Below are 13,051 nucleotides of genomic sequence, written 5' to 3'. Positions count from 1 at the left end.
TGTCTTAGGCCGAGCGCTCCATGAGCTCGCGAGCGTTCTCGCCCAGGGTAATTCCATCGTTGCCGATGAACAGACGGGAGATCTCGCGGGCAATCGGTTCGATGGTGAAGGGGATGAACGCGGGCTGCGTCAGTCGCAGCAGCATGACCAACACCGGGTCGGCTATTCGGGGAATTCCCATATGGCGCCGCACCTTTGGTGGTACCACCGCAACCGAGGGGATAGCGGTGACCAGCGTGATCGCGGCCACCGCAGCCGCCGTCAACCCGCCAAAGCTGCGGGCGTTCCTGATCACCGACAACGCGAATCGCACACCGCCCGGCACGAACCCTTGCACCATCCGGTATTCGGATTCGATCGACTCGTAGTAGGCCGCTACCTCATCGGAGGTCACGGGCACCGTATCGGGATCGGCACCCATGAGCTCGGCGAACGCCTTGACCTCCGAAAAGAATTGGTCGCGTTCGCCTTTGGGTAAGCGGCGGGGGATCAGACGTCCAAGAGCGGGCGTGTTCTCGTAGATCCGCAGCGCCGCGTGCATGATCGTCACATGTGCAAAGAGAATCAGCGCCGGTCCCTGCGCATCGTAGGGCCGGTCGGTGCCGGGGATGACCCCCTTCATGTTTCGGTGGTAGTGGCGTAGGTGCGCGGCGAGGGCGTCGGCGCTGGCGGTGTCGCCGAAGATCATCGGTATCGGGACTCCGGCGGTGCGTTGAATGCGTTTGACGGTGTCATCGAAGTCGACCTGATTGTTCTTGCTCTTGGTAAACACCGGATCGTGGTTGATCTCGACGGCCTGCAGGCCTTCGTGGCTGCCCTCCAGGAGTGCCGTCACCAGGACGATCATCGGTGCGACCGAAGGATGCAGGAACACCTTCCAGGTCACCGAGTCCGGTCCGAAGTAGCCGTAGTCCGGGTGCCCGTCGGGGCCGGTGCGTTGACCGGCCGGGGTGGCGCCGTCCCCGCGTCGCCAAATTCGGGTCTGGTCATCACCTCGTGGCGGCAGGCCCGCCGAACGTGGTGTCGTGGCGTGTGCGGCTGTGCTTGGCATCGTTGCCTCCAGGGAGCGGTTCGCGTCCTACAATGAGAACGTTAACAACTGCCGTTGTCAACAGTGGCGCGCGCATCTGTTACCGAAGTGCCTCCGGACGGCTACCGGCGGTTCGCGTCGATCAGGTCCAGGCCCAGCGCGGTGGCGTCGTGAATGACCGCTTTGCCGTCGCGGCGGCTCCGTACCAACCGCGCCTGCCGCAGCGCCGATGTGTGTTCGGACGCAGACGCGGGGCTGATACCGAGATGTCGGGCGATGTCGCCGGTGGTGTGCTCATCCGTCAGCACGCGCAGCACGGCCGCTCGGGTTGATCCGAGTATCGCTGCGAGCGGGTCGGATTCGGCGCCGACACCGATGGTCAAATCGATTGGTGCAGGGTAAGCCAAGACGATGGGTTGGTCGTCAAGTTCGCCGACTAATGGTGGCCCCGCCCAGAAGACGCTGGGCGTCAACACAAGGCCCCGCCCACGCAATGCGATGGTGTGACGTTGCGGGCTGTCGATCTCAAGGCAATCGCCCTTCCACCGGGCACCGGGGACCAGTGTGCCGAGTGTGCCGCGCACACCGTGGCGTGCCAGCGTGCGCCCTTGTCGGACAAGCTCAATCTGATGATTCGCCTGGATATCGGGCCAGTATGGCTCTAACACAGCCCTATATGCGCTTGTCGTCATGCGACCCAACGTCAACATGGCCTCGCGATCGCCTGCGAGGGCGTGCCGGAGATAGTGCGGCGCGCCGGCGCCTTCGGTGGGGCCGCGCCCGAAGGCGGCCAATTCTGCGTTCGCTTGTTGCTGATCCAGTTGTTGGATGGAATGCATACCCTCATCGAAATTGTCGCCCAGCACAGTTGGCGATAATGACCACGAAAAGTGGCTCACTACTGCCCGTCTCGGAGCCGCCGATATGGGGAATGCGGCTAGGGCCCGACAACGCCACCGCTCGCCCCACGGTGTGGAAACGCCTTGCCGCAGCGCACGTGTCGCAAACTTCATCTCCAACAAGGGAGCAGGCATAGGCAGAAATCGCGTTAAAGCGAAATCATCAGCGGTGAACATAAGTCGCAACACAGTGGCCTACGACCCGCTGAGAAACGCTTCGACGCGCATTCCAACACAATATGCCCTTACCTTCTACTACACCCATGAAACATCGCGCTGCCTGGAATCGTCGGGAGCTCTCTCACCATGCGATGAACATGATCTGCTCGACGACGACGAGCACGTCCCAGCGCGACGGTGGCAGCAGTGTTAGATGTGGAACCGCATGGGGATGCTGAGCGGTCCGCGGATGGCGGGTGTGTCTCGCCAGCTGACAGGACCGATGATCTCCGGTCGGCGTGCCAGGATCTCGCGAATGGCCACGGTGGCCTCCAGCCTCGCGAGCGCCGAGCCCAGGCAGTGGTGCGCGCCGTAGCCGAAGGCCAGCGGCGGGGTGTTCTTGCGGTCCAGCCGGAATTCGGTGGGATCGGCGAACACCTGCGGGTCGCGGTTTGCTGCCGCGATCGCGATGAGTACCGTCTGGCCTTCCAGGATCTTGTTCCCGGCGAGGTTATGGTCCTCGATCGCCACGCGCGCGGTGCCTTGCACCGGGCCCTCAAGTCGCAGTAGTTCGGTGATGACCGCGGGGTCGTCCGGGTCGATGTGATCGGCTAGCCGGGTTCCGTCGGCGCGCCCCGCGAGTAACCGAAGCATGCTTGCCCCCAGGAGATTTGCAGTCGTCTCATGACCGGCAATCGCGATCGTGAATGTCATGGTGACCACGTCTTCTAAAGACAGGTCGGTATCGGATGCGATCAGGCTGAGTAGGTCGTCACCGGGATGCGCGCGCCGATCCGCGGCCAGGGGTAGCAGCTCGGTAGCGAGGGTCGCCCCGGCCGCGGTGCCGGCCATGACGGTCTCGATGTCGGCGAAGGCCCCCAGCATCTGAATGATGATCGGAGATTCCTCGCGAAGGACGGCCGACGATGAGTCATCCAGGCCCAGCCATTCACCGATTATGGCGATCGGTAGCGGCAAGGCGATATCGGTCATGAAATCGAAAGATTCTCCTGCCGAGTGGTATTCGATGACATGAGCGGTGATGGACTCCACGCCGTCGCGTAATCCGGCAATGAATCCGGGAGTAAATACGTCGCGGACTGCGCCCCTGAGCTCGGTGTGGTCCGGTCCATCGGCGAAGAGCATGTTCCTTCCGAAGTTGGACAGATCGAGGTACTCGGGGGCCGAGGCCCGCATCTGAGGGCTGGCGAGTGGATCACTCGACCAGCCGGTGCCGCCCAGTACTTGGCGGGCCGGGTGATAGCCGAGAACCAGCCAGGTGCCGGCTTTCTCGTCCCAGACCACGTCACCGCGAGCTCGGAGGTTTTCGTAGTAGAGGTAGGGATCCCTTGAGTCCCAGGGGATCCGCGGTGCGATGGGGTTAGCAGTGGTCATGGTGATCCAATCCGAAGGGCAGGGCGCGGTCGCGGACCCAGGCGACATGCTGTTTACCTAGTGGGGAAACGGGTTCGGCGACACCGTCGAGGTCGTCGAGCAGCGCGCGGGTGTGTACGGTCGCGTTCAGCGTTGCGGACAGGGCGCTGATGTTCAGGTTGATCCTGGCCAGGAAAATCAAGTCACTGGGAATCGACATCTGATGCAACGTTTGGAAATTGAGCAGGGATCGGGTGCCACCGTTCGATACCTCACGCGTGAATGTCACGGGTTGAGCGGCGCGAATGTCTTGCACGGTCGACCCGAGCCAGTCAAAGATGTCCTGTTCGGAAAGTGGCGAATCGATCGCGAAGTAGCCGGCGTCGACCATGAGCTGACGCAAGTCTTCCCGGCGTTCCTCCGCGGCCGCTCGAATCATCTGCACGAGCCGATAACGCAAGGTCTCGGGAACCACTTTGATGCAGCCGAAATCGACGAAACCGACCGACCCGTCCATGCCGAATCGATAGTTGCCCGGATGCGGATCGGCGTGAAACAGATTGGCGTGCCGAAATGACCCGGTGCTGAAACGCCAGATCGTTTCCACCCAAACATCTTTGAGGTCTTGATCGGCTTGTTGGGCCGCTGCCCAATCGAGACCGTCCAGGTATGTCATGGTGAGTACCCGATTGCCGGACGCTTCGGAAATCACCTCGGGTATCCGGATGAACGGATGGTCCCGGTATAGCTCCGCGAAGGTCTGAATGTTGGCAGCCTCGTGCCGATAGTCCAACTCTTCGGAAATGCGTGCGGCCACTTCGTCGGCCATCAGGCGATGGTCCAGCTGTGGCCTCGGTCCGGCGATTCCCGTCGCGAAGCGCAGAAAGGTGGCCATCAGCTCTGCGTTCGATAGGTCGTGCCTAATAGCATGTGCCACACCGGGATACTGAATCTTTACCGCAACCGGGCGGCCATCGTGAAGGGTCGCCCGATGCACCTGGCCGATCGATGCCGCGGCCATCGGATCATCGCTGAATTCGGAGAACAGTTCCTCGATCGATCGCCCGAGATCCTCTTCGAGGGCTTGGCGCGCCAAGAGAGGATGCATGGGCGGTGCGTCGGCCTGCAGTCGCGTGAGCGCGTTCTGATACGGCGAGAGCTGGCTGTATCCGTGGGACGCGATATCGGCGACCGAGAAGATTTGGCCGGCTTTCATGAGGACGCCTTTGGAGTGTCCGAGTAGTTCTGTGTAGCGTTCTGCGGTGCGTTCGTGGAACCGTTCGACGGCTCCGGTGTCTCCGGCTTTTTCGCGGAGGCCCGCGACGAGTCGTCCGCCTGCGGCGCGGGCGGTGAAGCCGGCCAGTGGCATGGTGCGCCGGATTCGGCCGTGGGGAATGGGGTTGTCGCTCATAGCTGGGCACCGACCTTTGGCTGTTCCCGGGGTTCCAGGCCGAATGGCAGTCCACGTTCACGGACCCAGGCCACATGCTGAATGCCCAGGGGAGTGCTGGGTTCAGCGACACCTGCCATGTCCTCGACGACGGCGCGCGCGTTCACCGTGGCTCCTAGCTTCGACAGCGTTGACCGCACGCCGAGCGGAACTCGGACGAAGTAGATGAGGTCGGGCGGCAGCGCAATACGGGCAGAAAGGGAATCGGGGCTGCTGGTGTCCAGCGTGGCCAGGTTTCGGCTGATCAGCTCGGCGTTGTAGGTAACCGGTTGCGGACCAACAACATCCGGGTTGTTCTGATCCATCCATCGGTGCACTTCCTCCGTGGTCATGGTGGTTCCGGCGGCGATGAACCCGGCTTTCGTCATGACTGCGTGAAGGTCTGCTGTGCGTTTCTGCAGGTTGGCGACGATCATCTGCAGCCATGCGAGACGAAGGCGCTCGGGAATGACCTTCACGGAGCCGAAGTCGACGATCCCGATAGAGCCATCCAGGCCGAACCGGTAGTTCCCCGGATGCAGGTCCGTGTAGAAAGTCGACGCATGTTGCAGGGGTGACAGGCTGAATCTCCACAGTGCCTCTCCCCAAGTGTCTTTGAGGTCCTGGCTGGATTCCTGAGCCTGAGCCCAGTCGATTCCGTCAACGTAGGTCATGGTGAGTACCCGGTCGCTGGACAGCTCCGGGAGGGCCTCTGGCACACGGATGAACGGATGGCCACAGAACAGCTCGTGGAAAGTCGTGATGTTGGCGGCCTCGCGGCGATAGTCGAGTTCCTCGGCGATTCGTTCCGAGATGTCTCGTGCGGTGGCGCGCAGATCGATGGCGACACTGCGGCCGAGCAGTGACAAGAAGGTCCGAAGGAAGGTCGTGACGAGCTCGGTGTTGGCGAGGTCATCTTGGATGGCCTGTGCCACACCGGGGTACTGGATCTTGACGGCGACCTCACGGCCGTCGTGAAGGACAGCACGGTGAACCTGGCCGATGGATGCCGACGAGATTGGCTCGTCGGTGAACTTCGCAAACGCCTGGTCCGTTGGCAGTCCCAGTTCCGATTCGAGGATGCTGCGTGCCAACGCGGGGGCCATGGACGGCGACTGGGTTTGGAGTCGGGTCATTGCCCGCTCGTAGGGGGAGACGCGGCCATCGCCGAGGGCGCTGCTGTCGATGCTCGAGAAGATCTGGCCGGCCTTCATGAGCACGCCTTTGGAGTGGCCGAGGAGTTCGGCGTAGCGCTCGGCGGTCTCCTCGTGAAAGCGATCGACGGCTCCGGTGTCTCCGGCTTTTTCGCGTAGACCAGCGACGAGCCGTCCGCCCGCAGCGCGGGCGGTGAAGCCGGCCAGCGGCATGGTGCGCCGGATCCTGCCTCTGGGCACTAGCTCTTCTGTCATGGCTGCCTCCTACCGTTGACCCGACCTAGCTGTTAAAGTACTCACTGAGTGAGACTAAGTGATTACTTTGGAGGCGTCAATGGGTGAGATTTCCACCAAGGAGCGCCTGGTCGCCGAGGCCATGCGGTTGTTCGGCGAGCAGGGGTACAAGGCGACCAGCGTGGCGCAGATAGAGAAGGCTGCCGGCCTCACGCCGGGCTCGGGCGGCCTGTATCACCACTTCAAATCGAAGGAGGCGCTACTTGAGGCCGGTATCGACCGTCAGCTCGATCGTCGCAGCGCTATGCGCGACATCCGTGCACTCTTCGGTGGTCTCGGAGACCTGCGTAACGAACTGACCATGATGGGGCGCTACATCTTGGCGATACTGGACGAGGAATCGCAGCTGCTGCAGATCGTCTCCAGCGTGCCGTCTGGCCGTCCGGCGCGGCTCGATGACGCCTACGCGGCGCTGTTCGACAGTCTGTACGGAGAACTGACCGATTGGGTACAGGGCTGGGCGCCCGGTATCGGTAAGCAGGAAACGGAATCGATTGGGGTGCTTGGCGTCAATGCCCTCCTGGGCAAGCGTGCGACCAACACGGTGTTCCGGAGGCCTGGTCATGATATTGCCGACGAGGACTACATCGCGGAATGGACGGCCATGCTGGCCACGAGGATCGAGTCGCTGCGTTAGTCTCCGCCGGTGGCCATGACACCGGAGACCGCGCCCGCCCCGCCTGCTGTCCCGCGGAGCCGGATCGTCATCGCCTCCATGGTGGGCACGAGTATCGAGTTCTTCGACTTCTACATCTATGCCACCGCGGCTGTGTTGGTGTTCCCAACGTTGTTCTTCCCCAAGGGAAATGACACCGCGGCGCTGCTGTCCTCGTTCGCGACGTTCGGGTTGGCCTTCGTCGCTCGCCCGGTCGGCTCGGTGATCTTCGGCCACTTCGGTGATCGGATTGGCCGCAAGGCCACCCTCGTCGGATCGTTGGTGACGATGGGGGTCGCGACATTCGCCATCGGACTGCTACCCACTTTCGACGCCGTCGGCTACTGGGCTCCGGCATTGCTCGCGTTGCTGCGCTTTTGTCAGGGGTTGGGATTGGGTGGAGAGTGGTCGGGGGCGGCTCTACTGGCAACCGAAACCGCCGAGGAGGGCAAGCGGGGCTGGGCGGCGATGTGGCCGCAGCTCGGCGCCCCGATCGGCTTCTTCTTCGCCAACGGCACGTTCCTGCTGCTGATGCTGCTGATGGACTTCGACGCCAAGACTGCGGCGACCAACCACGCGTTCTTGTCATGGGGTTGGCGGGTGCCCTTCCTGGCCAGTGCTGTCATCGTGATCGTCGGTCTGTACGTGCGCCTCAAGCTCACCGAGACACCCGTCTTCACCCAGGCCGTCGCCGAGGGCAAGAAGGTGCGCACGCCGCTGGCCGAGGTGGTCCAGAAGTCGTGGCGTCAGCTGGTGATCGGCACCTTCGTCATGCTGGCCACGTACACGATCTTCTACGTGGTGACCACCTGGGCGGCGTCGTACGGAACGGGGAAGGTCGTCGACAAATCCGGGGCGAAGCTCGCGATCAGTTACGTCGACTTCCTACAGATGCAGCTGTTGTCGGTGCTGCTCTTCGCCGTGTGTGTGCCGATATCCGGACGGCTCGCGGACCGGTACGGCCGCAGGCCGCTGCTGTTGACCTTCACCGCCGGAATCATCGCGTTCGGGCTGTCGTTCGGGTGGTTCCTCAACCCGGCGACGGTGGACAGGCCCACCATGCTGGTGTTCCTGAGCCTCGGAATGGCGTTGATGGGCTTGTCCTTTGGGCCCATGAGCGCCCTATTGCCCGAGCTGTTCCCGACGAATGTGCGCTACACCGGTTCGGGAATCGCCTACAACTTCGCCTCCATCATCGGCGCCGCCGTCGCGCCGTTCATCGCGACCTGGCTGGTGCACGACTTCGGTGTCGCGTGGGTGGGCGTGTACCTGGCGGTTGCCGGAGTGCTGACTTTTGTGGCTCTGCTGGCGGTGCGTGAGACGCGTGGCGTCGATCTCGCCAATGTCTGATCGCGTGTCAGCGGCCCGTCAGCCACCCAGGTCGATCGACGGGAAGTAGATGACCTGCCCCACGGTGATGTGATCGAGATCGTCGATCAGGTTGGCTGCTGCCGTCATGGCGACCGCCATCTGTGTCCGGTCGTCGCCATAATCGCCGTAGTTCTGACTCGCCAGCTTCCATAGCGTGTCGCCGGCGACCACGGTGTGGCGCCGGTTAAGCCGAGGCTGAATGAGCACCGAGCCGGGTTCAGGGTCGTCGCCGGCCAGCTGGTTCGCAATCGCGATAACTATCCATAGCGACCAATCGCCGTACCACCGATCGGCGAGCACCTGCAGTGTCTCGCCCGACATCACGGTGTGATGTCCCACGTTGGCGAGATCGGGAATCAGCAGCCATTCGCCGACAATCAGGTCGCGCTGCGATACGCCGCTGGGGCTCTCGAACACCCCACTCATCGAGAAGCTGCCGTAGAAGTGTTCTGCGATTTTCCCCTTGGTGTCGCCGGCCTTGACCTGATAGCGGAAGGTGACGTACGGGATTTCAAGTTCCTGCCCGATCTCGATGAGGTCCGGATCGGACAAGCCGTTGACCACCGCGATTACCCGGTAGCGACGTCCGTCGCCATAGAACAGCTCGGACAGTTTCCACAGAGTGTCACCGCTTCGGACCGCGTGTTTGCCACTCGTAGGCGGAGCATGTAGTTCATTCATGCACCGCAGCGTGGTTCAGTGGAGTGCCGTCAGTCGCGAGTAGTGCGCTACTCGATGTGTCGACCACTGTGATGTCCGCCGCATCGGAGGGCACACTAAGCTATGACGACGTGAGCGAACGTCCAGTCGTGTTGATTGCCGACAAACTTGCCCAGTCGACCGTAGAAGCACTCGGTGATGGTGTTGAGGTGCGCTGGGTCGACGGCCCCGACCGCCCCGCGCTGCTAGCCGCGGTACCCGAGGCCGACGCGCTGTTGGTGCGCTCGGCGACCACCGTTGACGCCGAGGTCCTGGCAGCGGGAACCAAGCTCAAGATCGTCGCGCGCGCCGGTGTCGGACTCGACAATGTCGATGTCAAGGCGGCAACCGCGCGCGGTGTGCTGGTCGTCAATGCACCCACCTCGAACATCCACAGCGCCGCCGAGCATGCCGTCGCGCTGCTGCTGTCCACCGCACGGCAGATCCCGCCCGCTGACGCCTCCCTCAAAGAGAAGACCTGGAAGCGGTCGTCCTTCAACGGCACCGAGATATACGGCAAGACCGTCGGCGTAGTGGGTCTGGGCCGGATCGGCCAGCTAGTCGCGCAGCGGCTCGCCGCGTTCGGGACGCATATCGTCGCCTACGACCCCTACGTCTCCGCTGCCCGCGCCGCGCAGCTCGGCATCGAGCTGCTGACCCTCGACGAACTTTTGGGTCGGGCAGATTTCATCTCGGTGCACCTGCCCAAGACTCCAGAGACCGCGGGCCTCATCGGCAAGGAAGCGCTCGCCAAGACCAAGCAGGGCGTCATCATCGTGAACGCCGCGCGCGGTGGGCTCATTGATGAGGCGGCGCTGGCCGACGCCATCCGCAGCGGCCATGTCCGCGGCGCGGGCCTTGACGTGTTCGCCACCGAGCCCTGCACCGACAGCCCGCTTTTCGATCTCGACCAGGTTGTGGTGACCCCGCACCTGGGTGCCTCGACCAGTGAGGCGCAGGACCGCGCCGGTACCGATGTGGCCGCGAGCGTGAAGCTGGCCCTGGCTGGCGAATTCGTACCGGATGCGGTCAACGTCGGTGGGGGAGTCGTCAGCGAAGAGGTCGCGCCGTGGCTCGAGGTCGTGCGCAAGCTCGGCGTGCTCATCGGTGCCGTCTCCGAGCAGCTGCCCACCTCGCTGTCGGTCGACGTACGCGGTGAGCTGGCCTCCGAAGACGTTGCAGTGCTGAAGCTTTCCGCACTGCGCGGACTCTTCTCATCGGTGATCGAGGATCAGGTGACCTTCGTGAACGCCCCCTCGATCGCCGACGAGCGCGGAGTGAGCGCGGAGATCACCACGGCCACCGAGAGCCCAAACCACCGCAGCGTCGTCGATGTGCGCGCCGTGTACGCCGACGGTTCGGTGATCAACGTCGCGGGCACGCTGTCCGGCCCGCAGCTGGTGCAGAAGATCGTTCAGATCAACGGCCGCAACTTCGACCTGCGTGCCGAGGGCGTGAACCTGGTCATCAATTACGCCGATGTAGCCGGTGCGCTCGGCAAGATCGGTACGGTCCTCGGCTCGGCCGGTGTGAATATCCAGGCTGCCCAGCTGAGCCAGGACGCCGCCGGTGAGGCCGCCACCATCATCCTGCGCCTCGACCGCACCGCTCCGGATGCCGTGCTGGAAGAAATCCGTTCCGCCGTCGGTGCGACAACTCTTGAGCTGGTGGACCTTTCATGACCAAGCTCGCGATTATCGCCGGTGACGGCATCGGGCCCGAGGTCATCGGCGAGGCCGTCAAGATCCTCGACGCGGTACTGCCCGGTGTCCAGAAGTCCGAATACGACCTGGGTGCCCGTCGGTACCTGGCCACCGGCGAGCTGATGCCGGATTCGGTGCTCGAAGAGCTACGCGGACATGACGCTATTCTGCTTGGCGCCATTGGCGATCCGTCAGTCCAGAGTGGAGTGCTGGAACGCGGCCTGCTGCTGCACACCCGATTTGCACTCGATCACCACATCAACCTGCGCCCCGCGAAGCTGTACCCCGGCGTCACCGGCCCGCTGGCCGGTAATCCCGCCATCGACCTGGTGGTGGTGCGTGAGGGCACCGAGGGGCCGTATACCGGCAACGGCGGTGCGATCCGCGTCGAGACGCCGCACGAGGTGGCCACCGAGGTCAGCCTCAACACCCGGTTCGGGGTGGAGCGTGTGGTGCGCAACGCATTCCAGCGTGCCGAGGCCCGCAGCAAGAACCTGACGCTGGTGCACAAGAACAACGTGCTCAAGTTCGCAGGCTCGCTCTGGACGCGGACTGTCGACGAGGTCGCCGCGGAGCACCCAGATGTGCAGGTGTCGTACCAGCACATCGACGCAGCCACCATCCACATGGTGACCGACCCGGGCCGGTTCGACGTGATCGTCACCGACAACCTGTTCGGCGACATCATCACTGACCTGACTGCCGCCGTGACCGGTGGCATCGGTTTGGCCGCGAGCGGAAACATCGATGGTTCAGGCAAGAACCCGTCGATGTTCGAGCCCGTGCACGGTAGCGCTCCGGATATTGCGGGCCAGGGGATCGCCGATCCTACGGCTGCCGTGGTGTCGGTCTCGTTACTGCTGAATCACCTCGGCGAGACCGAGGCAGCAGCCCGAGTGGAGAGGGCCGTCGAGGAGCATCTGGCCACTCGTGGCGACGAGAAGCTGTCTACCTCGGCGACCGGTGATCGGATCGCTAGCTTCCTCTAATTTCTTCTCGTGCACCGATTCCACGGTGTCGAGACGTTGTCAGCGGCCCGGCAATCTCGTGCGTGCGCTGTTCGCGCAATGCCCGCAGGTGAACGGCGGCCCAGGTTCTAAACGGGCGCCAGAGCTCGGCGATATCCTCGAGTGCGCGGCCGACGCCGTATTGCTCCGCGATCTCGGCGTCCAGGCGGCCCTCGTGGCGGGGGAGCGCGTCCGGAGCGTTCGCTCCGCGCAGCACGATGAGTTCGGCCGCGAATGGGCCGATGCCGAGGATGGATTGGAGCTGGCGGACTGCATGTGCTGGATCTGCAGTCTGCAGCCTCGCGCCATCGAGCTGGCCATCGAGTGCGGCTTCGGCGACGGCTTGCAGATACTCGGTCTTTCGGCCCGGCAGATCGAGATCGAGGCGTCGTAGTCGGCTAGGTGCGGGAAAGGCGCCGTCGTCTCCGTGATCACGCACTAGTTGGGCGCGTAGTTTCGCGGCTTGAGCGATCCTGATGCGCTGAGAGAGCACCGCCCACGCGGCGGCCTCATAGGGGGAATGGAATCCGCAGGGGCGCAGGCCGGGTAGTCGCCGCTGAGCATCGCCGATTACGGCGTCTCGCCGACCGACTTGGGGCCAATCTGTTGCGTCGACATCTAGCGACAAGAAGCGGCCCACTTGGGCTGCCGCGGCGTCGAGGTCGCCATCGCCCGTCACCTGAACGATCGCCGTCTGCCCGTCTTGGGTCACTTCGGCCTGGGCATGAGACCAGTCCTCATCTACGCGAAATACGGTGTGCAAGGCATCGTTTGGACCGGGCGAACGTCCGGGAAGGACGGCCGGCGTAAAGCCCTCCCAGAACGAGCGGCTGGTGGTCAGTGACCAGCGTCCGCGCACGCGCCTGCGAACTGTGTATTGCGGCATCGGTTTTCAGCTCCTCGCTGCCCGGCTATGAGCGTGCACCGCTTCGACGGTGTAAAGGTGAGGATCGAAGCTGACCGCGAGCGCTGCACAGGGCGCCATGTGCTCGCGCGACTTGGGGTCACTCAGCATGGCCTGATACGCCTCGGCGCTTTCCCATTGCGCATAGTTGACGACGCGTTGTCCGTCCAGGGACCGATGGATATTGGCCGAGAGAAATCCTGGGACGTGCTGCATGACCTCTTCGGTGGCGGTGACGAGTAGCTCGATGAGCGCGTCCGCGTTCTGCGGTTCGACGGTGAATACGTTGATCAACGTCGCATGCGTGCTGTTCTGTTCGATGGCAGGCATCGTCTTCTCCTATGTCAGGTTCCTTACATCAGGCTAGCATTGA

At 63.4% G+C, this 13,051-nt stretch carries 12 protein-coding genes; 4 read left to right on the top strand and 8 right to left on the bottom strand.

Annotation, left to right across the window (positions count from 1 at the left end; translation table 11 throughout):
- Positions 1 to 4: 4 nt before the first annotated feature.
- The 5 genes from MLB1_RS02890 to MLB1_RS02870 form a co-directional block, all read right to left on the bottom strand.
- Entirely contained in the window at positions 5 to 1,051 is a 1,047-nt protein-coding gene (locus MLB1_RS02890; RefSeq protein WP_180748211.1) for an oxygenase MpaB family protein, read from the bottom strand.
- A 101-nt stretch (positions 1,052 to 1,152) separates the two neighbouring features.
- Positions 1,153 to 2,118, bottom strand: a complete 966-nt coding sequence (locus MLB1_RS02885; protein WP_180748210.1) for a helix-turn-helix domain-containing protein — start codon at positions 2,116 to 2,118, stop codon at positions 1,153 to 1,155.
- A gap of 180 nt (positions 2,119 to 2,298) precedes the next feature.
- Positions 2,299 to 3,483 (bottom strand): cytochrome P450, encoded by a 1,185-nt coding sequence (locus tag MLB1_RS02880; RefSeq protein WP_180748209.1) that lies wholly within the window; start codon positions 3,481 to 3,483, stop codon positions 2,299 to 2,301.
- A complete protein-coding gene (locus MLB1_RS02875; protein WP_180748208.1) occupies positions 3,470 to 4,873 on the bottom strand; it encodes an AarF/ABC1/UbiB kinase family protein in 1,404 nt (467 codons plus the stop codon). The genes MLB1_RS02880 and MLB1_RS02875 overlap by 14 nt, the downstream gene beginning before the upstream one ends.
- Positions 4,870 to 6,300: an AarF/ABC1/UbiB kinase family protein gene (locus MLB1_RS02870; protein ID WP_180748207.1), complete on the bottom strand. Its 1,431-nt coding sequence runs from the start codon at positions 6,298 to 6,300 to the stop codon at positions 4,870 to 4,872. Before MLB1_RS02870 ends, MLB1_RS02875 begins: the two co-directional genes overlap by 4 nt.
- 79 nt (positions 6,301 to 6,379) lie before the next feature.
- Between MLB1_RS02870 and MLB1_RS02865 the strand changes: the two genes are divergently transcribed.
- Positions 6,380 to 6,976 (top strand): TetR/AcrR family transcriptional regulator, encoded by a 597-nt coding sequence (locus MLB1_RS02865; RefSeq protein ID WP_180748206.1) that lies wholly within the window; start codon positions 6,380 to 6,382, stop codon positions 6,974 to 6,976.
- Positions 6,977 to 6,991: 15 nt separating this feature from the next.
- On the top strand, positions 6,992 to 8,344 hold the full coding sequence (locus MLB1_RS02860; RefSeq protein WP_180749656.1) for an MFS transporter: 1,353 nt from the start codon (positions 6,992 to 6,994) through the stop codon (positions 8,342 to 8,344).
- Positions 8,345 to 8,362: 18 nt separating this feature from the next.
- Here MLB1_RS02860 and MLB1_RS02855 read toward each other — a convergent pair whose 3' ends face one another.
- Positions 8,363 to 9,046 carry a LysM domain-containing protein gene (locus MLB1_RS02855; protein ID WP_180748205.1) on the bottom strand — a complete coding sequence of 228 codons (684 nt, stop codon included), beginning with the start codon at positions 9,044 to 9,046 and terminating at the stop codon, positions 8,363 to 8,365.
- A gap of 110 nt (positions 9,047 to 9,156) precedes the next feature.
- Between MLB1_RS02855 and serA the strand changes: the two genes are divergently transcribed.
- Together serA and MLB1_RS02845 are read left to right on the top strand one after the other, a co-directional pair.
- Entirely contained in the window at positions 9,157 to 10,746 is a 1,590-nt protein-coding gene (serA, locus tag MLB1_RS02850) for a phosphoglycerate dehydrogenase (RefSeq protein WP_358144033.1), read from the top strand.
- On the top strand, positions 10,743 to 11,756 hold the full coding sequence (locus MLB1_RS02845; RefSeq protein ID WP_180748204.1) for a 3-isopropylmalate dehydrogenase: 1,014 nt from the start codon (positions 10,743 to 10,745) through the stop codon (positions 11,754 to 11,756). The genes serA and MLB1_RS02845 overlap by 4 nt, the downstream gene beginning before the upstream one ends.
- Here the strand turns inward: MLB1_RS02845 and MLB1_RS02840 are convergent.
- Together MLB1_RS02840 and MLB1_RS02835 are read right to left on the bottom strand one after the other, a co-directional pair.
- On the bottom strand, positions 11,743 to 12,660 hold the full coding sequence (locus tag MLB1_RS02840; RefSeq protein ID WP_180748203.1) for a DNA-3-methyladenine glycosylase 2 family protein: 918 nt from the start codon (positions 12,658 to 12,660) through the stop codon (positions 11,743 to 11,745). The two genes, MLB1_RS02845 and MLB1_RS02840, sit on opposite strands and share 14 nt — an antisense overlap.
- 6 nt (positions 12,661 to 12,666) lie before the next feature.
- Positions 12,667 to 13,008, bottom strand: a complete 342-nt coding sequence (locus tag MLB1_RS02835; protein ID WP_180748202.1) for an antibiotic biosynthesis monooxygenase family protein — start codon at positions 13,006 to 13,008, stop codon at positions 12,667 to 12,669.
- Between the last annotated feature and the right edge of the window lie 43 nt (positions 13,009 to 13,051).

Origin of the sequence: Mycobacteroides sp. LB1, assembly GCF_013449725.1 — a bacterium.
Classification (GTDB): Bacteria; Actinomycetota; Actinomycetes; order Mycobacteriales; family Mycobacteriaceae; genus Mycobacterium.
Note: the sequence above shows the minus strand (reverse complement) of the source record. Positions and strands in the feature narration are given on the sequence as shown.